This window comes from Rhizobacter sp. Root404, assembly GCF_001425865.1.
Lineage (GTDB): Bacteria > Pseudomonadota > Gammaproteobacteria > Burkholderiales > Burkholderiaceae_C > LMDS01.
Window position 1 is genome coordinate 520347 of sequence record NZ_LMDS01000001.1, and the last position, 19741, is coordinate 540087.

The 19741-nt window shown below is 71.9% G+C and carries 23 protein-coding genes; 7 read left to right on the forward strand and 16 right to left on the reverse strand.

Annotated elements, in window-relative coordinates; all coding sequences use genetic code 11:
* Positions 1 to 17: 17 nt before the first annotated feature.
* Entirely contained in the window at positions 18 to 338 is a 321-nt protein-coding gene (locus ASC76_RS02540; RefSeq protein ID WP_056461901.1) for a high-potential iron-sulfur protein, read from the reverse strand.
* A 113-nt stretch (positions 339 to 451) separates the two neighbouring features.
* Between ASC76_RS02540 and bchI the strand changes: the two genes are divergently transcribed.
* From bchI to bchO, 3 genes are read left to right on the forward strand one after another with little or no spacing between them, the layout of a single operon-like run.
* The gene (bchI, locus tag ASC76_RS02545; protein ID WP_235580313.1) at positions 452 to 1468 is read left to right on the forward strand and encodes a magnesium chelatase ATPase subunit I; all 1017 of its coding nucleotides are present in this window, start codon (positions 452 to 454) and stop codon (positions 1466 to 1468) included.
* Positions 1465 to 3276 (forward strand): magnesium chelatase subunit D, encoded by a 1812-nt coding sequence (locus tag ASC76_RS02550; RefSeq protein ID WP_056461906.1) that lies wholly within the window; start codon positions 1465 to 1467, stop codon positions 3274 to 3276. Before bchI ends, ASC76_RS02550 begins: the two co-directional genes overlap by 4 nt.
* A 15-nt stretch (positions 3277 to 3291) precedes the next feature.
* The gene (bchO, locus tag ASC76_RS02555; protein ID WP_056461909.1) at positions 3292 to 4212 is read left to right on the forward strand and encodes an alpha/beta fold hydrolase BchO; all 921 of its coding nucleotides are present in this window, start codon (positions 3292 to 3294) and stop codon (positions 4210 to 4212) included.
* An 11-nt stretch (positions 4213 to 4223) separates the two neighbouring features.
* Here bchO and ASC76_RS02560 read toward each other — a convergent pair whose 3' ends face one another.
* The 5 genes from ASC76_RS02560 to ASC76_RS02580 all read right to left on the reverse strand — a co-directional run bounded on the left by ASC76_RS02560 (position 4224) and on the right by ASC76_RS02580 (position 10081).
* The gene (locus tag ASC76_RS02560) at positions 4224 to 4892 is read right to left on the reverse strand and encodes a type 1 glutamine amidotransferase domain-containing protein (protein WP_056463096.1); all 669 of its coding nucleotides are present in this window, start codon (positions 4890 to 4892) and stop codon (positions 4224 to 4226) included.
* 69 nt (positions 4893 to 4961) lie between these two features.
* On the reverse strand, positions 4962 to 5765 hold the full coding sequence (locus tag ASC76_RS02565) for a transglutaminase family protein (protein WP_056461912.1): 804 nt from the start codon (positions 5763 to 5765) through the stop codon (positions 4962 to 4964).
* 125 nt (positions 5766 to 5890) lie between these two features.
* Positions 5891 to 6403, reverse strand: a complete 513-nt coding sequence (locus ASC76_RS02570) for a hypothetical protein (RefSeq protein ID WP_056461915.1) — start codon at positions 6401 to 6403, stop codon at positions 5891 to 5893.
* Between the two features lie 105 nt (positions 6404 to 6508).
* Positions 6509 to 9040, reverse strand: coding sequence for an excinuclease ABC subunit UvrA (locus ASC76_RS02575; protein ID WP_056461917.1), 2532 nt, complete (start codon positions 9038 to 9040; stop codon positions 6509 to 6511).
* Between the two features lie 117 nt (positions 9041 to 9157).
* Positions 9158 to 10081 carry a LysR family transcriptional regulator gene (locus ASC76_RS02580; protein ID WP_056461919.1) on the reverse strand — a complete coding sequence of 308 codons (924 nt, stop codon included), beginning with the start codon at positions 10079 to 10081 and terminating at the stop codon, positions 9158 to 9160.
* Between the two features lie 113 nt (positions 10082 to 10194).
* Between ASC76_RS02580 and ASC76_RS02585 the strand changes: the two genes are divergently transcribed.
* Positions 10195 to 10818: a pyridoxamine 5'-phosphate oxidase family protein gene (locus tag ASC76_RS02585; RefSeq protein WP_056461921.1), complete on the forward strand. Its 624-nt coding sequence runs from the start codon at positions 10195 to 10197 to the stop codon at positions 10816 to 10818.
* Between the two features lie 12 nt (positions 10819 to 10830).
* On the opposite strand, the gene ASC76_RS25645 is transcribed toward ASC76_RS02585, so the two are convergent.
* A complete protein-coding gene (locus ASC76_RS25645; RefSeq protein WP_162247041.1) occupies positions 10831 to 11187 on the reverse strand; it encodes a hypothetical protein in 357 nt (118 codons plus the stop codon).
* Between ASC76_RS25645 and ASC76_RS02590 the strand changes: the two genes are divergently transcribed.
* From ASC76_RS02590 to ASC76_RS25650, 3 genes are read left to right on the forward strand one after another with little or no spacing between them, the layout of a single operon-like run.
* Positions 11177 to 11482 carry a YciI family protein gene (locus ASC76_RS02590; RefSeq protein ID WP_200947090.1) on the forward strand — a complete coding sequence of 102 codons (306 nt, stop codon included), beginning with the start codon at positions 11177 to 11179 and terminating at the stop codon, positions 11480 to 11482. The two genes, ASC76_RS25645 and ASC76_RS02590, sit on opposite strands and share 11 nt — an antisense overlap.
* Before the next feature lie 60 nt (positions 11483 to 11542).
* Complete coding sequence (locus ASC76_RS02595; protein ID WP_056461927.1) at positions 11543 to 12106, forward strand: ATP-binding protein; 564 nt, start codon at positions 11543 to 11545, stop codon at positions 12104 to 12106.
* A gap of 37 nt (positions 12107 to 12143) precedes the next feature.
* The gene (locus tag ASC76_RS25650; protein ID WP_162247052.1) at positions 12144 to 12596 is read left to right on the forward strand and encodes a cupin domain-containing protein; all 453 of its coding nucleotides are present in this window, start codon (positions 12144 to 12146) and stop codon (positions 12594 to 12596) included.
* Between the two features lie 49 nt (positions 12597 to 12645).
* On the opposite strand, the gene ccmI is transcribed toward ASC76_RS25650, so the two are convergent.
* The 9 genes from ccmI to ccmA are packed head-to-tail and all read right to left on the reverse strand — an operon-like array spanning position 12646 to position 19737.
* Positions 12646 to 13887 carry a c-type cytochrome biogenesis protein CcmI gene (gene ccmI / locus ASC76_RS02605; RefSeq protein ID WP_056461933.1) on the reverse strand — a complete coding sequence of 414 codons (1242 nt, stop codon included), beginning with the start codon at positions 13885 to 13887 and terminating at the stop codon, positions 12646 to 12648.
* The gene (locus tag ASC76_RS02610; RefSeq protein WP_235580314.1) at positions 13884 to 14360 is read right to left on the reverse strand and encodes a cytochrome c-type biogenesis protein; all 477 of its coding nucleotides are present in this window, start codon (positions 14358 to 14360) and stop codon (positions 13884 to 13886) included. The genes ccmI and ASC76_RS02610 overlap by 4 nt, the downstream gene beginning before the upstream one ends.
* Complete coding sequence (locus ASC76_RS02615; protein WP_056461936.1) at positions 14357 to 14881, reverse strand: DsbE family thiol:disulfide interchange protein; 525 nt, start codon at positions 14879 to 14881, stop codon at positions 14357 to 14359. The genes ASC76_RS02610 and ASC76_RS02615 overlap by 4 nt, the downstream gene beginning before the upstream one ends.
* On the reverse strand, positions 14878 to 16917 hold the full coding sequence (locus ASC76_RS02620) for a heme lyase CcmF/NrfE family subunit (protein ID WP_056461939.1): 2040 nt from the start codon (positions 16915 to 16917) through the stop codon (positions 14878 to 14880). Before ASC76_RS02620 ends, ASC76_RS02615 begins: the two co-directional genes overlap by 4 nt.
* A complete protein-coding gene (ccmE, locus tag ASC76_RS02625) occupies positions 16914 to 17387 on the reverse strand; it encodes a cytochrome c maturation protein CcmE (RefSeq protein WP_056461941.1) in 474 nt (157 codons plus the stop codon). Before ccmE ends, ASC76_RS02620 begins: the two co-directional genes overlap by 4 nt.
* Positions 17384 to 17572 carry a heme exporter protein CcmD gene (gene ccmD, locus ASC76_RS02630; protein WP_056461944.1) on the reverse strand — a complete coding sequence of 63 codons (189 nt, stop codon included), beginning with the start codon at positions 17570 to 17572 and terminating at the stop codon, positions 17384 to 17386. Before ccmD ends, ccmE begins: the two co-directional genes overlap by 4 nt.
* Positions 17569 to 18318: a heme ABC transporter permease gene (locus ASC76_RS02635; protein ID WP_056461946.1), complete on the reverse strand. Its 750-nt coding sequence runs from the start codon at positions 18316 to 18318 to the stop codon at positions 17569 to 17571. Before ASC76_RS02635 ends, ccmD begins: the two co-directional genes overlap by 4 nt.
* Before the next feature lie 22 nt (positions 18319 to 18340).
* Positions 18341 to 19057, reverse strand: coding sequence for a heme exporter protein CcmB (gene ccmB, locus ASC76_RS02640; RefSeq protein ID WP_371262078.1), 717 nt, complete (start codon positions 19055 to 19057; stop codon positions 18341 to 18343).
* Positions 19054 to 19737 carry a cytochrome c biogenesis heme-transporting ATPase CcmA gene (gene ccmA, locus ASC76_RS02645; RefSeq protein ID WP_082548656.1) on the reverse strand — a complete coding sequence of 228 codons (684 nt, stop codon included), beginning with the start codon at positions 19735 to 19737 and terminating at the stop codon, positions 19054 to 19056. Before ccmA ends, ccmB begins: the two co-directional genes overlap by 4 nt.
* Positions 19738 to 19741: the final 4 nt, after the last annotated feature.

Below are 19741 nucleotides of genomic sequence, written 5' to 3' on the forward strand. Positions count from 1 at the left end.
CGCGCGCCGGGGCCCGCTCAGGCCGCCTTCTTCGCCCAGGCCGAGCACCAGCCCTTGCCGGCGACCTGCTTGCCGGCGAACAGCTGGCACGGCGCCATCGCGTCGGTCGGCTTGCCCTGGAAGAAGTTGCATCCGCTGCACATCTGCGTGGCCGCGTGCTGCGGGTACTTGGCCTTGTCCACCTTGGTGTTGTCGGCCTTGTAGCCGAGCGCGACCGCCTGCGGATCGGTCTCGGACAGGACGGGCGCGGCGGCCTGGGCCGCGACCCTGGAAGCGGCGAGGGCGGTGCCGCCGCCGATGACCGTCATCACGAATGCACGTCGATTGGTAGGGCTCATGAAGAATCCTTGATCGGAACAGGTTGTACCGTCAGAATAGTCTGACAGATTGAAGTGTTGTTGCGCTTTACATTGCGCTAACCAGAGCAATCGCATCAGGTTTGGAGTGCGCCTTGGTCTTTCCCTTTTCGGCGATCGTGGGCCAGGACGACATGAAGCTGGCGATCCTGATCGCCGCGATCGACCCGCGCATCGGCGGCGTCCTCGTCTTCGGCGACCGCGGCACCGGCAAGTCCACCGCGGTGCGCGCGCTCGCGGCGCTGCTGCCGCCGATGCGCGCGGTGCTGCAGTGCCGCTACCGCTGCGATCCGGCGCTGGCGGTCGGCTGCGAGGACTGCGAGGCGCGCAAGGCGAACGGTGCGCTGAAGAGCCACCTGGTGCCGGTGCCGGTGGTCGACCTGCCGCTCGGCGCGACCGAGGACCGCGTCGTCGGCGCGCTCGACCTCGAACGCGCGCTCGCGCAGGGCGTCAAGGCGTTCGAGCCGGGCCTGCTGGCGCGCGCGAACCGGGGTTTCCTGTATGTCGACGAGGTCAACCTGCTGGAGGACCACCTGGTCGATCTGCTGATCGACGTGGCCGCGTCGGGCGAGAACGTCGTCGAGCGCGAGGGCCTGAGCGTGCGCCACCCGGCGCGCTTCGTGCTCGTCGGCAGCGGCAATCCGGAGGAGGGCGAGCTGCGGCCGCAGCTGCTCGACCGCTTCGGCCTGTCGGTCGAGGTGCGCACGCCGCAGGACCTGCCGTCGCGGGTCGAGGTCGTGAAGCGCCGCGACGCATACGAGCGCGACCCCGACGCCTTCGGCAAGGCCTGGACGAAGGATGAGGCGCGGGTCCGGCGCCAGATCGTCGCCGGCCGCGCCCGCCTCGGCGACGTGCAGGTGCCGGACGCGGCGCTCGAGCGCGCAGCACAGTTGTGCATGGCGCTCGCCACCGACGGCCTGCGCGGCGAGCTGACGCTGATCCGCGCCGCGCGCGCGCTCGCGGCGCTGCAGGGCGACGCGCTGGTCGGCAACGCGCACCTGAAGCGCGTGGCGGCGCCGGCATTGCATCATCGGCTGCGCCGCAACCCGCTCGACGACGCCGGCTCGAGCGTGCGCGTGGACCGCGCGGTGGCGGAGCTGTTCGGTCCATGAGCGACGAGGCGTCGGCCGCGGCGTCGGCCGATCTCGTCGCCGCGCTGTTCGCGGTCGACCCGGTCGGTCTCGGCGGTGTCGCGTTGCGCAGCGCGGCCGGGCCGGCGCGTGACCGCTGGCTCGCGACGCTGAACGGGTTGCTGCCGGCGAACACGCCGTGGCGCCGCGTGCCGCTGCACGTCAACGACGATCGCCTGCTCGGCGGGCTCGACCTCGCGGCCACGCTGCAGGCGGGGCGGCCGGTCGCCCAGCGCGGGCTGCTGGCCGAGGCCGATGGCGGGGTCGTGCTGCTGGCGATGGCCGAGCGGCTCGGTGCGTCGACGGCCGCGGCGGTCGCATCGGCCATCGACACGCAGGCGCTGGTCGCCGAGCGCCACGGCATCGGCTCGCGCAGCGCGAGCCGCATCGGCGTGGTCGCGCTGGACGAAGGCATCGCCGACGACGAGCACCTGCCTGCACGCCTGCGCGAACGGCTGGCCTTCCACCTGACACTGCCGCCGACGGCCGCTCCCGACGAGGCGGCGCTGTTCACGCGTGACGACGTCGCCGCCGCCCGCGACCGCTTCGCTGCGGTGCGGATCGATGGCCGCGTCGTCGAGAGCCTGTGCGGCGCGGCGCTGGCGCTCGGCATCGACTCGGTCCGCGCGCCGCTGCTGGCCTGCCGCGCCGCGCGCGCGGCGGCCGCGCTCGACGGCCGCGACGCGGTCGATGCGCGGGATGCGTCGCTGGCGGCCGCGCTCGTGCTCGCACCGCGCGCGACGCGCCTGCCCGCCACCGAACCGCCACCCGAAGCCGAGTCGCCCGCGGAGGCGCCGGACGACCAACAGGCCGCGGCGCCGCCACCCGCCGACACTGCCGCCGCGCCGCCGCCACCGCCACCCCCTGACGAGGCCGACCCCGACACACCGGCCGGTCCGATCGACGACCGCGTGCTCGAAGCGGCGCTCGCCGCGTTGCCGCCCGGCCTGCTGGCGATGCTCGCGCTGGGCACGGCGAAGACGCCACGCGCGCCCGCCGCCGGGCGTGCCGGCGCGTCGCAGACCGGCAACCGGCGCGGCCGCCCGACCGGCGTGCGGCGTGGCGAGCCGCAAGGCGGCGCGCGCCTGAACCTGATCGAGACGCTGCGCGCGGCCGCGCCGTGGCAGGCCCTGCGACGCCGCGAGGCCGAGGCCGCCGGTGCACGGAACGCCGCCCGCATCCAGGTGCGCCGCGAGGACTTCCACCTGTGGCGCTTCCGCCAGCGCAGCGAGACGACCACGGTGTTCGTCGTCGATGCGTCGGGCTCGTCGGCGCTGCACCGCCTGGCCGAGACCAAGGGCGCCGTCGAGCTGCTGCTGGCCGATTGCTACGTGCGGCGCGACAGCGTCGCGGTGATCGCGTTCCGCGGCGCGGGTGCGGAGCTGCTGCTGCCGCCGACCCGTTCGCTGGTGCGGGCGAAGCGCAGTCTCGCCGGCCTGCCCGGCGGCGGCGGCACGCCGCTGGCGGCCGGCATCGCGTCCGCGCACGCGCTGGCCGAGTCGGTGCGGCGCCGCGGCGCGACGCCGGTCGTCGTGCTGCTGACCGACGGCCGCGCCAACATCGCGCGCGATGGCACACCGGGCCGTGCGCGCGCCGGTGAGGACGCGCTCGCTGCGGCCCGCCTGATCCGCGGCGAGGGCTTCGCCACGCTGCTGCTAGACACCTCGCCGCAGCCGCAGGACACGGCACGCGAGATCGCCGCGGCGATGGGCGCGCGCTACCTGCCGTTGCCGCACGCCGGCGCCGCGGTGCTGTCGCAGGCGGTGCAAGCCGCCGGTGCGGCGCGCTGAGCCACGGACCGCGGCATGGCGGCGTCGTTGCCCTCGATGGCGCTGGACGGCATCGCGTGGCCGCATCGTCAGGCCAGCACGATGGTCCAGGTCGGCCCGCTGCGCTGGCACGTCCAGCGCATGGGCCAGGGGCCGGTCGCGCTGCTGATCCACGGCACCGGCGCCTCCACGCACTCGTGGCGCGGCTTGATGCCGCGGCTCGCGCGCGACTACAGCGTCGTCGCGATGGACCTGCCCGGTCACGCCTTCACCGGCATGCCGCCGGCGCGGCAGATGACCCTGCCGGGCATGGCGCAGGCGATCGCCGCGCTGGTGAAGGCACTCCGGCTCGATGTCGAGCTGGTCGTCGGCCATTCGGCCGGGGCGGCGATCGGTGCGCGCGCCGTGCTCGACGGCGCGTTCGCGCCGCGCGCGCTGGTCGCGGTCAACGGCGCGTTCCTGCCGCTCGCCGGGCTGCCGGGCGTGCTGTTCCCACCGGTCGCGCGGCTGATGGCCGCCACTCCGCTCGCCGCGCAACTGTTTGCACGCCGGCGCTGGGACCGGGCCGCCGTCGAGCGCCTGATCGGCGGTACGGGCTCGATGCTCGACGCCGAGGGACTCGCGCTCTACGGCGCGCTGGTGCGCGACCCGCGCCATGCCGCGGGCGCGCTGGCAATGATGGCGCGCTGGGACCTGCGCCCGCTCGCGCACGACCTGTCACGGCTGCGCACGCCGCTCGCGCTGATCGTCGGCGCCGACGACCGCGCGGTGCCGCCGCGCGATGCACAACGGGTGCGCGCGCTGTTGCCGGTCGACGCGGGGGGGTCGATCGATGTCGTCGCCGGCGCCGGTCACCTGGTGCACGAAGAACGGCCCGGCGAGGTGGCGGCGCGGATCATCGCGTCGAGCCGCACCGTGCCCGCCGACGGCGGCGCGCACGCCGCGACGCCGGCGTGAGCGCGGCAGGCTCAGCGTTTCGTCAGCGCGTCGACCAGCTTCTTTGCCAGCGCGGCGCTGGAATGCGGGTTCTGGCCGGTGAGCAGGTTGCCCTCGTGTTCGACGTGGCTGAGCATCGGCACCAGCGCGGAGTGGAAGTCGGCACCCGCGCCCTTCATCGCGTCCTCCAGCAGGAACGGAACGACGTCCTTCAGGCCGGCGAGCCGCTCTTCGGTGTTGGTGAAGCCGGTCGCTCGGCGGCCTTTCAGGAATGGCGCGCCGTCGGCGCGCTTCGCGTTCACGAGCGCGGCCGGCCCGTGGCAGACCGCAGCAATCAGCCGGCCGGCGGCGTCCTGACGGGCCAGCAGTTCGTGCAGCGTCGCGTCATGCGCGAGGTCCATCATCGGGCCGTGTCCGCCGGGGATGAACACGGCGTCGAACGCCTGGTCCTTCACCGACTCGAGTGTCACGCTGTGGCGCAGTGATTCCAGGGCAGGCGCCCATTCCTTGCGCTGCTTGTCGTTCGGCTCGGTTTTCGGATCGAGGGGCACCGCGCCGCCGCGCGGTGACGCCACGGTGATGTCGATGCCGGCGTCGATCGCGGCCATGTAGGGGACGGCGAATTCCTCGAGCCACAGGCCGGTGGGATGGTCGGGCGCGAGCGCGTCGCAACTGGTGGTGACGAAAAGGGCGTTGGTCATGACGACCATGCTACGAGCCCCATACCCGGGCGCTGTCAGCCACACCGGCCAGGACGTGTAGGAGAGCGGCTAGACCACGTTGGTCCACACCTTGAAACCGTCGAGCGTGTTGGGTCCGAAGGTGCTCGACAGCGCCACGTCGCAGGCGTCCCGTCCGCGCGCAATCAGCACGCGGCCGATGCGCGGCGTGTTGTTGCGGGCGTCGAAGGTGTACCAGCGGTCACCGAGGTAGGCTTCGAACCAGCCGGCGAAGTCCATCGGGCCGTAGGGCGGCGGCGTGCCGTAGTCGCCCAGGTAGCCGGTGCAGTAGCGGGCCGGGATGTTCATGCAGCGGCACAGCGCGATCGCCAGGTGGGCGTAGTCGCGGCACACGCCTCGGCCCTCGCGGAAGGCCTCCCAGGCCGTGCGGGTGTTGCGCGCGTGCTGGTAGCCGAACTCGATGTGCTGGTGCACGAAGTCGCAGATCGCCTGCACGCGGGCCCAGCCGGTCGGTCCGTCGCCGAAGCGCTGCCACGCCGTCTCGCTCAGCAGGTCGGTCTCGCAGTAGCGGCTGCCCAGCAGGTAGACCAGCGTGGACTCGGGCAGGTGCTCCACCGGGACCTGATGGGCCAGCGGCGCCACCGTGTCGGGCAGGCCGCTGTCGCGAACCACCGAATCGCTGCTCAGGACCATCCGGCCCTTGGGCGCGACCAGCCGGCTGCACCAGTTGCCGAACAGATCGCGGTACGCCGTCACGTCGACCGGCGGGTCGGTGATCAGATGATCCGGGCGCACCAGATCCGACGCGCGCGAGTAGTGCACGCTCAACGCCAGGATCATCGGCGTCGGCTGCGGACACTGATACGCGATCTCGAAACCGACTCGTAGCTGCATGGGGGCCTCCTGCCACGCTCGAGTGCAAGCCCGGTGAGGGGCGGCGGCAAACGTCGAGCGCAGGTGACAGGGGCCGGTGCGGGTCAGTATAGGCGTGCGCTGTCAGCCGCGATGGCGTCGGGGGCTCAACGCGGGGTGCGGTTCGCCATGCGGCCGAGTGCGATCGCCAGCGCGGCGCCGCCGAGCACCTTCACGACCTCGGGGTGCTGCGCGTAGTACGCGCCGATCTTGTCGAAGATGCCCGGGTCCTGTTTCTCGGCGGTCGCGGAGATCTCCTTCAGCTCGTCGGGGGTCACTTGTGCGGCATCGGCGGGCGAGACCTCGGGCTGGCCCGCGCCGTCCTTCGCCTGCAGGCCCTGCACGATCCGTCCGAGCGCGCCGCCGCCGATGCTCGAGAGGATCGCCGGGCCGGCGGCCCGGATCAGCTGGCTCAGCAGGCCGGCCCGTTGCTGCGGGTCGGAACCGCCGAACAGGCTGCCGACCATGTTGGCGAAGGGCGGCGTCTTGTCGGAGCGCATCGCGTCGGCGATGCCGTCGCCGAGTACCGAGGGCGGCACCGCCTTCGCGACGGCATCGAAGTCGGCCTGGGTGTCGGTCGGGCTGTCGGCGTATTGCTTGAGCAGGTCGGCAATGTTCATGGGGGTCTCCTGTCGTCGGTCGCCCATCGTGCAGCGGCGGCGCGTCGGGTCGCGACGGAGAACAGGACGGCCCGTTGCCGGTGTCGTCCGACAACGCGGCCGCGGTCAGCGCAGCGCGCTGGCCAGGTAGCGCGCGGTCGCGCCGGTTGCGGCCGCGGCGACCCGCGCCGGCGGCCCGGCCGCCACGATCCGCCCGCCCTCGTCGCCGGCACCGGGCCCGACATCGATGACCCAGTCGCTCGCCGCGACGAGCCGCATGTCGTGCTCGACCACGACGCACGTGTTGCCTGCATCGACGAGCCCGTGCAGCTGGCTCATCAGGCGATCGACATCGGCCGGATGCAGGCCGGTCGTCGGCTCGTCCAGCACGTAGAGGGTCCGGCCGTGCTGCACGCGCTGCAGCTCGGTCGCGAGCTTGATCCGCTGCGCTTCGCCGCCGGAGAGTTCGGTCGCGGGCTGGCCGAGCCGCAGGTAGCCGAGCCCGATCTGTTCGAGCAGGCGCAGCGGTCGCAGCACGGCCGCCTCGTCGGCGAAGAAGGTGCACGCCTGATCGACCGTCATCGCGAGCACCTCGGCGATGTGGCGGTCGCGGTAGCGCACCGCCAGTGTCGCGTCGTTGAAGCGGGCGCCGTGGCAGGTCGAACAGGGCGCGAACACGCTGGGCATGAACAGCAGCTCGACGCTCACGAAGCCCTCGCCCTGGCAGGTCTCGCAGCGGCCGCCGGCGGCATTGAACGAGAAGCGCCCCGGGCCGAAGCGCCGCCTGCGTGCCGCCGGCGTGGCGGCGAAGAGCCGGCGCACGCCGTCGAACAGGCCGGTGTACGTCGCGAGGTTCGAGCGCGGCGTGCGGCCGATCGGCTTCTGGTCGACGCACACGAGTCGCTCGACGAGCGGCAGGTCGCCGGTCAGCCGGCCTTCGGTCGGCGACGCGGCCGGCCGGGGCGTCGCGGCGTCGTCCTCGTCGGCCGACAGCACCTTGCCGACATGCGCGGCCACCAGCTCGACCAGCGCCTGGCTCACCAGGCTGGACTTGCCCGACCCCGATACGCCGGTCACCGCGGTCAGCACGCCGAGTGGAAACGCCGCGTCGACACCGCGCAGGTTGTTGCGGGTCACGCCGTCGAGCTGCAGCCAGCCGGTGGGCTCGCGCCGGGCGCGCACCGGCGTCCGGCGCGTGGTGCGCGAGCCGAACAGGTGCGCGGCCGTCTGCGACGTGCCGACCTGCCGCAAGCCCGCCGGCGGTCCGCTGTAGAGCACCTGCCCGCCGGCTTCTCCGGCCGCCGGGCCGACATCGACGATCCAGTCCGCGTGCCGAATGACCGCCAGATCGTGCTCGACGACGAACAGCGAGTTGCCGGCCGCCTTGAGGCGATCGAGCGCGCGCAGCAGCGCCACGCCGTCCGCCGGGTGCAGGCCGGCCGACGGCTCGTCCAGCACGTAGACGACGCCGAACAGGTTGGACTGGATCTGCGTCGCCAGGCGGATGCGTTGCAGCTCGCCTTGCGACAGCGTGGGCGTCGCGCGGTCCAGCGACAGGTAGCCGAGCCCGAGTGCCTGCAGCGTCGCTACCCGCTCGCGCACGTTCTGCGCGATGCGCTGCGCGGCGATCCGCTTCTCCGCGGTGAGCGAGCCGGCGCGTGGCGCCGCGCCGGCGCCGGCACGTGCCGCGGGCTCGAGCAGCGCGGCCAGCTGGTTCAGCGACACGCCCGCCATCGCCGCGATGTCGCGGCCCGCGAAGGTCACCGCGAGCGCCTCGCGCTTGAGCCGCTTGCCGTGGCACATCGGGCAGGTCTGGCCGGCCATGAAGCGTGCCACGCGCTTCTTCATCAACGCGCTGTGCGTCGTCGCGAACGTGTGCAGGACGTAGCGCCGCGCTCCGGTGAACGTGCCCTGGTAGCTCGGCTCCAGCTTGCGGCGCAGCGCGGCGCGCGTCTCGGCGGGCGTGAAGCCGGCATAGACCGGCGCAGTCGGCTGCTCGTCGGTGAACAGGATCCAGTCGCGGTCCTTCTTCGGCAGGTCGCGCCACGGCGTGTCGACGTCGTAGCCGAGCGTGACCAGGATGTCGCGCAGGTTCTGGCCGTGCCAGGCCGCCGGCCAGGCGGCGATGGCGCGCTCGCGGATCGTCAGCGAGTCGTCCGGCACCATCAGCGCCTCGGTCACCTCGTAGACGCTGCCCAGGCCGTGGCACTGCGGGCACGCGCCCTGGTGGGTGTTCGGCGAGAAGTCCTCGGCGTACAGCATCGGCTGCTTCGGCGGGTAGGTGCCGGCGCGCGAATACAGCATCCGCAGCAGGTTCGAGATGGTCGTGGCGCTGCCGACCGACGATCGCGCCCCGGGCGTGCCGCGCCGCTGCTGCAGCGCGACGGCGGGCGGCAGGCCGTCGATCGAGTCGACATCGGGCACGCCGACCTGGTCGATCAGCCGCCGCGCGTACGGCGAGACCGAGTCGAAGTAGCGGCGCTGCGCCTCGGCATAGAGCGTGCCGAACGCGAGCGACGATTTGCCCGAGCCCGAGATGCCGGTGAAGACCACCAGCGCATCGCGCGGGATGTCGACGTCGACGTTCTTCAGGTTGTGCTCGCGGGCGCCACGCACCTGCACCATGCCCCCCGGGCGTCCGGCTCGTCGCGATTTCATCGGCGCGAGGGGGCGACGACCGGCGTGGACAGCTCGGCGAACCCGCTGAGCGCCATCGGCGATGGGTTGCCGCCCCTCCTCAGAACCTCGGTCTGCATCGCGGTGCTCCTGCGGCCTTCAGTCCTTCCAGGGTACAGCCTCGCGCCCTTTCAGGCTTTTTCGCAGGCGGTCCAGTGCGAAGTCGATGAACGCCCGGGTCTTCATCGGCAGTCGTCCCTGTCCGGGATAGATCACGCTCGCCGGCACGGCCGGCGGCTCGGCGCCGGCGAGCACGCGGACGAGACGACCGTCGTGCAGCGCGTCGGCGACCTGGTAGGACAGCACGCGGGTCAGGCCCAGGCCGGCTTCGGCGGCGGCGATCGCGGCGTCGGCGGTCGTCACCGTCAGGCGCGAATGGATCGCCACCTGGCGTGGCTGGCCGTCCGCGCCCGCGAACGCCCAGGCAGGGGTCGCGTCCAACCCGTCGAAGGTGATGCAGCGGTGGGAGGCGAGGTCGTCTGGCGTCTGTGGCGTGCCGAAGCGTTGCAGGTAGGCCGGGCTTGCGCAGACGAGGCGGCGGATCGAACCCACCGGCGCGGCGATCAGGTTGCTGTCGGGCAGCGCGCCGATGCGCAGCGCCACGTCGACATGCTCCTCGATCAGGTTGACGTTGCGATCCCCCAGCCGAAGCTGGATGTCGACCTCGGGGTGCAGCTCGAGAAAGGCCGCGGCCACCGGCAGCACGTGCAGGCGCCCGAAGACGATCGGCGCGGCGACCACGAGCTGGCCCCTGACCTGGGCGTACGCGCCCGTGGCGGCGCGCTCGGCCTCGTCGACCTGCTCCAGGATCTGCCGACATGCGCCGAGGTACTCGCGCCCGGCGTCCGTCACCACCAGCCTGCGGGTCGAGCGCGTGATCAGGCGCGTCTTGAGGTGGGCCTCCAGGTCGGCGAGCTTGCGGCTCACGGTGGCCAGCGGGATGTTCAGGCGGCGGCCCGCGGCCGAGAGGCTGCCGCTGTCGACGACGGCGGCGAAGACGGACATGGCGTCGAGGCGATCCATTGTTCCAATTATCGAGAGGGACGTTCGCAAAACTACAGTCTAGTTGCGAGAGGCGGGAATATCTACAGTCGCTTCACCGGAATGCACCGGCCTGATCCCACCTGGAGTCGCTCATGTCTTCCTCGACCCTCCCCACCCTCGTTGCCAGCGACGTGGCCTTCACCGAGGCCGTCAAGGCGATCCAGGCCAGAAAGGGCTCGCGCGTGGCCTACGCCCGCATGGAACAGGGCGGCTCGTGGGAACACGTCATCACGCCGGACCTGAAGGCCGAGATCGAGGCCCAGACCAGCGTCTTCCTGGCCACGGCCAATGGCCAGGGCCAGCCGACCATCCAGCATCGCGGCGGGCCGGCGGGCTTCCTGAAGGTGCTGGACCAGCACACCATCGGGTTCGCGGACTTCGCCGGCAACCGCCAGTACATCACGCAGGGCAACCTCGCCGAGAACCCGCGCGCACACCTGTTCCTCATCGACTACGCGAACCGCCGTCGCACGAAGATCTGGGGCACGGCGCGGGTGGTCGAGGGGGACGAGGCGCTGACGCGGGAACTGATGCCGGCCGGCTACCGGGCGCGGCCCGAGCAGGTTCTGCTGTTCACCGTCAGCGCCTGGGATGTGAACTGCCCGCAGCACATCCCTCAGCGGTTCGAGGCCGCCGATGTCCAGGCGGCGATCGAGCTGCGGGATCGGCGGATCGCGGCGCTGGAGGCCGAACTGGCGGCGCTGCGCCGCGGGTGACGCAGTGGGGCGTCAGGACGCCGCGGGTGCGGAGGCCGGAAACACCACCTTCGAGGGCTGCGTGCCGTCGGCCTTGCGGCGCTTGCGGCCGCTGGCGGTCTTGCGGACCTGCTTCGCCGAAATGGTTCTCTTGCCCACGCGCTTCTTCTTTGCCAGTGCCATCTTGGTCCTTTCGAGTTGAGGGGCCGAGGATACAGGCGACGGCGTGGCCTGGTCCGGTCGATGCGGCCAGGCCGGAAAGCGTCGAGACTGGAGCGTCGATTCGGCGGGGTCCGATTCGTCGTCCAGGAGGGCCCGATGGGCGTCGACGAGGAGCAGCGCGGTGACACGGTACTTGATCTCTTTCGATGACGGTGCGATGGCCCACATTCCGGACGACGACTGGACCGCCGTCGCAGAGGCTGCGCATGCGGTGGTCCGCGAGGCCAAGGCTGCCGGCGTCTGGATCCACGGCGGTGGGGTCCACCAGCAGCGGGCCAGCATCGTCGGCACCGACGGCGTCGTCTCCGACGGGCCGTGGCCGGAAGTCAAGGCCGTGGTCGGCGGCTTCTCGATCATCCAGGTCGCCACGCGCGAGGCCGCGCTCGACTGGGCCGCGAAGATCGCAGTGGCCTGCCGGTGCGCCCAGGAAGTCCGCGTCCTCATGGACGACCCGGAGGTCTGAGCCCGAACGTGCGCGCCGCCGCGCGCGTGTGGAGAATCTGATCGCTCTCGCGAAATACCAGTGACTCAGTTCCCCGATCCGCTGCACGATCTCACGGCCACTGCCGTGCAGGCGCTGACGTTGTACTGCCTGGCCGAGTTTCAGTCGGGCCATGCCTCGACCATCCGGGTCACTGCCGAGGGTGCCTCCTTTAGCGTCTCAGACAATGGACGAGGCCACCCGATCGACAAGACCGTCGAAGGAACCGCGTACCTCAGGTTCATCTACACCCACTTCGACTATCCGTTCGAGTCGGGGCGCGACGCACCGATCCAACTCCAGGGAATCGGCATGTCGCTGGTCAATGCCCTGTGCAGTGAACTCCAACTGACGGTGAAGAAGCCGGACGCCGAACTCAGGCTTCTGTTCAACCATGGCCAGCTCACGCAGACCACCCGAACGGCAGGAGTTTTCGAGGAAACCGGCATCACGGTGTCGGCCAAGATCGCGCCTCACCTGTGCGGCAAGAGCGTCGATCAGGAACGTCTCGAAGCGTGGTTGGTTGGGGTGTTGGCCACCGCCCCTTCACTCAGCCTGTTCTTTAACGGCCGCCGACTGCAGCCACCGTCGCAGCGTGCCGGCTGACTTCTGGCCCAATCAGCCCTTGTTCCGGAGAACTGAAATGATCGTCAAGAAGAATCAGGTGCGTGCCGAGCGGGCCGAACGCGAGTCCTTCGGTGTGACGGATACGATCCGGTTGTCGGACGCGGGAGGGCTCTCACAGTACGGCGCGTACGTGCAGACACTTCACCCCGGGGCGCGGTCCTCCAATCTTCACTGGCACGAGAACGAAGACGAGTTCCTCTATGTGCTGTCCGGTGCGGTCACGGTCACGGAGGGTGGCGAGGCGCAGGTCCTGCACGCGGGCGACGCGGCCTGCTGGCCTGCCGGTGTTCCTACCGCCCACCATGTGTCCAATCAGTCGGACGAGCCGTGCGCCTATGTGATCGTCGGCACTCGCGCGAACCGGGACGTTTGCCACTATCCGGATACCGGACGGACGCTTCACACCGACGGCACGACTTGGCGCCTTCTCGAGGCGGATGGGAAACTCTTCAAGTCCGGCACCTTTTGAGTCGAGGTCGCCGCGGGCCACCGGCGACCGCCAGCGCCTCTGCGCCAACCTACGGTCGGCTTCGGTCGATTACCAGATCGACGCCCGCTCGGTTCGTCCCGATCGCCGCCGACTCACCCTGCAGGTCACCCGCCTGCGGCATGGCATCGCCCGAGCGCGAGATGCGCGCGCCGACGATCACGCGGGAGGCGCCGGACAGCCGCGTCTGGGGTGACATCGCCAGGCTGTCGTCGAGCGTGAAGTCGAACGGCAGGTCGGCCACCGTGCGGCGGACGATCGCGAGTGGCATGCGCGGGCCATCGGCGTTTCGCGCGAAGACGAACACCGTGTCGGTCGGTGCGACCCGCGCCGTCAGCGCCGGTGCCAGCGAGACGCGGCCGGTGATGCGCGCCGCTGCCGCGGCGGGCGCCGGGGTCGCGGTGGTTGCGGTCGGCGCCGCCTCGGCACCTCGGTCCTGGGCGGCGGCGAGACTGCGCTCCAGACCGGCGGCGAACTCGCTGCCGGTCGGCGCGAGGTCAATCGCCTGCTGCCAGTAGCGGCGCGCGGCGGCGAAGTCCCGGCGCTCGAACGCGGCGCTGCCGGCAAGCGCGAGCGCCTTGAGATTCCTCGAGTCGAGGCGCAGCGCGTCGGCGATCAACCGTTCCGGCTCGCCGGCCGTGCGCTGGCCCTGCAATACCGCCAGCACATCGGCGCGGTCAGCCAGCAACTGCGCGTCGCGCGGCGCGAGCGCACTCGCGCGGGCATAGGCGCGCTCGGCGTCGGCGAAGCGCTGCAACGCGGCATACGAGCGGGCCAGCATGGTCCAGCCCTGCAGATCGGCGGCCGGGTCGGCGGATGGCTTGTCGAGACGTTGCGCCAGGCTGGCGAGCATCGCCTGCACGGCCTCGGGCGTGACGTCGGGCTCGGGCGCTGCGCCCGTCGCGATCGGGGGCGCTTGCGCGACCAGCCCCGCCGGGTTGCCGATCGCGGCATACAGCGCGATCGCGAACAGCGGCAGCGCGAGCGTCACGCCCCACTGCATGCGCGGCGAGCGGCTCGCGTCGATCGCGGTCTCGGTTGCGGTCGATTCGTCGAGCACACGGCGCTGCAGTTCGCGGCGCGCGGCGTGGCGTTGCGCTTCGTCGGCGGCGCTGCCGACAGGCTCCTGGTCGAGGGCCGCCAGTTGATCGCGCAGCACGTCGAGGTGAGCGGGACGCGCGCGTGCGGCCGCGGCGGTCGGCCGCCACGCCGGGCGCAGCATCAGTCCGGCGAGCAGCACGAGTCCGAACGCGCCGAGCGCGAAGCCGGTCATGGCCGCACCGTCCCGGGGCCGAGCAGCTCGGCGAGCCGCTTTGACTCGGCGTCGCTCAGTTCGGCCGGCCGCGCATCGTCGCGTCGCCGCCGGATGTTCATCGCGAGCACGAAGGCGGCGAGACCGAGCAGCGCGAACGGTCCGATCCACAGCAGCGCGGTCGTCGGGCTGAACGCCGGCCGGTAGCGCACGAATTCGCCGTAGCGCTGCACCATGAAGTCGAGGATCTGCGCCTCCGATTCGCCCTGCTGCAAGCGCGTGCGGATCTGGCGCCGCAGATCGACCGCGAGCTCGGCCTGCGACGCGGCGATGGTCTCGTTCTGGCACACCAGGCAGCGCAGTTCCTCGGCCACGCGCAGCACGCGCGCCTGGAGCGCCGGGTCGGCGGCGAGCGGTGCGGCCTCGTTCGCGTGCAGCGCCGGCGGCGCAGCCAGCAGCAGTGCGAGCACGAGTCGTCGCAGCAGCGCGATCACGAGTTGAGCCTCGCCACCAGCGGCACGATCTCGTCGCGCACCGTCTGCGCCGTGACCGGGCCGACGAACTTGCGGCGGATCACGCCGGCCTTGTCGATCACGAAGGTCTCGGGCACGCCGTAGACGCCGTAGTCGATGCCGACCAGACCGTCGGTGTCCGACAGCGACGCGACATACGGATTGCCGAAGCGCGCCAGCCAGCCAAGCGCGTCGGCGCGCTGGTCCTTGTAGTTCAGGCCGTAGATCGGCACGAGCTTGAGCTTGGCCATTTCCACCATCGTCGCGTGCTCGTCGCGGCAGGCCACGCACCACGACGCCCACACATTGAGCACCCAGACCTGGCCGCGCAGGTCGCGGGTCGAGAGCGACGTGGTCGGCGTGTTCAACGTCGGCAGCACGAACGCCGGCGCGGGCTTGCCGAGCAGCGCGGACGGCAGTTCGCGCGGCTTCTGCGTCAGCCCGATCGCGAGGAACACCATCAGCACGACGAAGACGGCGAGCGGCACGAAGTAGCGCTTCATCGCGCGCCCTTCAGCGCAAGCGCGGGGCGCCCGCTCGGCGCAGGGTCGAGCGCCGGCCGGGCGGACTGCGCGAACGGGCGACGCACCACGCGGTAGCGCCGGTCCAGCACGGCCAGTACGCCGCCGAGCGCCATCAGCAGGCAGCCGCCCCAGATCCAGCCGACGAAGGGCTTGTAGTAGACCCGCATGCCCCACGCGTTCGGCCCGACCGCATCGCCGAGCGCGACGTACAGGTCGCGCGTGACGCCGCGGTCGATCGCGGTCTCGGTCATCGGCGAGCGGCTGACGGTGTAGACGCGCCGCTCGGGCGCCAGCGTGCCAATCGGGCGGCCGTCGTCGGTGACGCTGAGCGTCGCGCGCACGGCCAGGTAGTTCGGCCCGCGGTGCTCGCTCAGTCCCTCGAGCTTGAAGACGTACGGCGCGATCGTCACGGTGTCGCCGGGCGCCATGCGCACGTCCTTCTCGACCGCGAAGCCACCGACGACGGTGACGCCGACGATGAACACCGCCACGCCGGCGTGCGCGAGCAGCATGCCGTAGTAGCTGCCCGGCTGCGCCCGCAGCCTCCGCGACCAGCTGGGCGCCGGATGCTCGCGCAGGCGCGTCGCGAGGTTGAGCACCGCGGTGCTGGCGATCCATGCGGCCAGCAGCAGGCCGAAGCCGACCATCGGCGTCCACAGCGCGCGCGCGGACGAGCCGAGCAGCAGCGGCGTGAGCAACGCGGTGGCCAGGCTCACGCCCGCGGCCCAGCGCAGCCGCAGCGCGAGTTCGATCGCGCTGGCGCGCCGCCAGCGCGCCAGCGGGCCGACGCCCATCAGGAACAACGCCGGCGCCATCAGCGGCACGAACACCGCGTTGAAGTAGGGCGGCCCGACCGAGAGCTTGCCCAGGCCGAGTGCGTCGATCACCAGCGGGTAGAGCGTGCCCAGCATCACCGACGCGCAGGCCACCAGCAGCAGCACGTTGTTGGCGAGCAGCATCGATTCGCGCGACACGGTCTCGAAGCCGGCGCCCGCGCCCATCGCGGCGACACGCGGCGCCCGCCACGCGAACAGCAGCAGCGAGCCGCCGATCACCAGCGCGAGGAAGCCGAGGATGAAGACGCCGCGCGTCGGGTCGCTCGCGAACGCGTGCACCGAGGTCAGCACGCCCGAGCGCACGATGAAGGTGCCCAGCAGCGACAGCGAGAACGTGACGATCGCGAGCAGTGCGGTCCACATCCGGAAGCCGCCGCGCTTTTCGGTGACCGCGAGCGAGTGCATCAGCGCGGTGCCGGCGAGCCACGGCATCAGCGACGCGTTCTCGACCGGGTCCCAGAACCACCAGCCGCCCCAGCCGAGCTCGTAGTAGGCCCAGAAGCTGCCGAGCGCGATGCCGCACGTCAGGAAGCACCACGCGACCGTCGTCCACGGCCGCGACCAGCGGGCCCAGGCAGCGTCGAGCCGGCCCGAGATCAGCGCGGCGATCGCGAACGCGAACGCGACGACGAAACCGACGTAGCCCATGTAGAGCATCGGCGGGTGGATCACCATGCCCGGGTCCTGCAGCAGCGGCGTCAGGTCCTGGCCGTCCGGTGCGGCGGGCAGCAGGCGCAGGAACGGGTTGGACGTGAGCAGCGTGAACAGCAGGAAGCCGGTGCTGATCAGGCCCATCACGCCGAGGATGCGCGCGACGGTGCGGTCGTCGAGCTGGCGCGAGAACAGCGAGACCGCGAGCGTCCAGCCGGCCAGGATCAGCACCCACAGCAGGATCGAGCCCTCGTGCCCGCCCCACACCGCGGTGAGGCGGTAGACGAGCGGCAGCGCCGAGTTCGAGTGCTGCGCGACGTACAGCACCGAGAAGTCGTTCGCGACGAACGCGTTCGACAGCGCCGCATAGGCCAGCGCGATGAACACGAAGTGCGCGCGCGCCGCCGGCCGCGCCAGCGCGATCAGCGTGCCGTGCCCGCGCGCCGCGCCGATCAGCGGCAGCACGCCCTGCACCAGCGCGAAGCCGAGCGCGACGATCAGCGCGAAATGACCGAGTTCCGGAATCAACGCGGGTCTCCGTCCGACGGCATCTTCGGTGCGATGGGCAACTCGCCCTTGCGCGCGTCCGCCAGTGCTTGCGCGGCCTCGGGCGGCATGTAGTTCTCGTCGTGCTTGGCGAGCACCTGGTCGGCGTGGAAGACGCCGTCGGCGCCGAGCCGGCCCTGCGCGACCACGCCCTTGCCTTCGGTGAACAGATCCGGCAGCAGGCCGGTGTAGGCGACCGGGATCTTCTGCACCAGGTCGGTGACGACGAAATGCACCGTCAGGCTGTTCGGCAGGCGGCGGATGCTGCCGGCCTCGACCAGCCCGCCGAGCCGGAACGGGTGGCCGCGCGGCACCTCGTTGGCCGCGATCTGCGTCGGGCTGAAGAAGAACACGAGGTTGCTGCGGAACGCGTTCAGCACCAGCGCGCAGGCGATGCCGAGCGCCGCGAGACCGCACACGATCGCGAGGCCGCGTCGGGCACGCGGCTTCATGCGGCGCCCTCGCGGTAGTCGACGGGCGCGTGCGCCGCAACGTCTTCGCCGCGCAGGGCCCGGCGCCGCGCACGCAGCGAGGCCATCTCACCCAGCATCGCGATCGCGGTGACGCCGAACGCGCCCCACACGTACAGCCCGTAGCCGCCCATTGCGGCGAACTCGCTCCAGCTCGACCAGTTCATGCCATCTCCTCCACGGCCCGGCGCGCCCATGCGGTGTGCGGCTCGCGTTCCAGCATGACGACGCGCACGCGCGCCAGCGAGACCGCGATGCAGTACGCCCAGAAGCCGAGCGCCATCACCAGCATGCCGAGCAGCATCGGCGTGGCCATGCTCGGCGCCTTGGCCAGGCTGACCGACGCCCCCTGGTGCAGCGTGTTCCACCATTTGACCGAGAAGTAGATGATCGGCACGTTGACGACGCCGACCAGCGCCAGCAGCCCGGCGGCGCGGTCGGCGCGACGCGGGTTCTCGATCGCGGCGTGCAGCGACAGCACGCCGACATACAGGAACAGCAGGATCAGCTCGGAGGTCAGCCGCGCGTCCCAGACCCACCACGTGCCCCAGGTCGGCTGGCCCCACAGCGCGCCGGTCCACAGCGCGATGAAGGTCATCAGCGCGCCGGTCGGCGCCAGCGCGTTCGCGAGCATGAACGCGAGCCGCGCGTTGAAGGCCAGGCCGATCGCGGCCCAGAACGCCATCGCGACGTAGATCACCATCGACATCCACGCCGCCGGCACGTGCACGAAGATGATGCGGTAGGCCTCGCCCTGCTGGTGGTCGGTGGGCGCGACGAGCAGCCCGATCGCCAGCCCGGCCGCGATCAGCACCGCGGCGAGCGCGCCGAGCCACGGGATCGCCAGCCCGGCCAGGCGGTGGAAGCGTGCCGGGGCGGCGAAGCGGAACCAGTTGCTGCGGGTCGTGGTCATGCGGGTCGCTCCGGCGCCGTGGTCATTCGATTGAGATCCGCAGCGCCGCGGCGGCTGCCAGCGGCGCCAGCACCAGCGCGAGCGCGAGCATCGCGCCGAGCAGCGACAGGTGCGCGCCGCTGCCCAGCCCGGCCTCGGTGGCGCCGACCGCGCCGGCACCGAAGATCAGCACCGGCATGACCAGCGGCAGCACGAGCAGCGAGAGCAGCACGCCGGCGCCGCGCACGCCGACCACCAGCGCCGCGCCGATGCCGCCGATCAGGCTCAGCATCGGCGTGCCGATCAGCAGCGAGCCCGCGAGCACGGCGATCGCGCCACCCGATAGATCGAACTGCAGCGCGAGCAGCGGCGAGGCCAGCGCCAGCAGCAGCCCGGACGTGAGCCAGTGCGCCGCCATCTTCGAGAGCACGAGCAGTGGCAGCGGGGTGGACGACAGCAGCAGCTGCTCCAGCGTGCCGTCCTGGTGGTCGTCGGCGAACAGGCGCGCCAGCGACAGCATCGACGCGAGCAGCGCGGCGACCCAGACCACGCCGGGTGCCATCGTGCGCAGCAGCGCCGGATCCGCCCCGACGCCGAGCGGGAACAGGCTGACGACGATCGCGAAGAAGACCAGTGCCGCGACCGCATCGGTGCGCCGCCGCAGCACGCCGCGCAGGTCGCGCACGAACACGCAGCGCATGCCGTGGAGCAGCCCGGGCGGGCGGGCCGGCGTGGGCAGCGTCAGCACGATGGCACTCATCGGCCCATGCCCATCATGCGGCCGATCTGCGCGTCGGCATTCGATCTGGGCGGCTGCAGCGTGAGGGCGACCTGCGGCTGGGCGGCGTCCCAGCTGCGGCCCTGGTGGCTCGTCATCACGACGACGCCGCCGCGGCCGAGCTGCGTGCCGATCAGGCCCTGCAGCCAGGCGCACGCGACCTCGTCGAGCGCGCTGAAGGGCTCATCGAGCACCCACAGCGCCGCGGCCGTGCTGAGCGCCAGCCGCGCCAGGCCGACACGCTTGCGCTGCCCTTGCGAGAGCACCCGCGCCGGCAGCCGCACCTGCGTGCGCAGGCCGGCCTGCGCCAGCGCACCGGCCGCGGCCTGCTCCGAACAGGCGAGCCCGGCGAGCCCGCCGCTGGCGAGCAGGTTCTCCAGCGCGGACAGGTCGTCCTTCAACGCCGGGGCGTGGCCTAGGTAGACCAGCTGAAGGTTGAACTCCTCGCGCAGCCGCGCGATGCTGCGGCCCTGCCACAGCACCTCGCCGTGATCGGGCGAGGCCAGGCCGCAGACCATGCGCAGCAGGCTGGTCTTGCCGGCGCCGTTCTCGCCTTGCACGCGCAGCATCTGGCCCGCCCGAACGCTGGCCGACAAGCCGCTGAACAGCACGCGCTGGCCGCGTACGCAGCGCAGGTCGCGCAATTCGAGCGCTGCGTTCACGCCA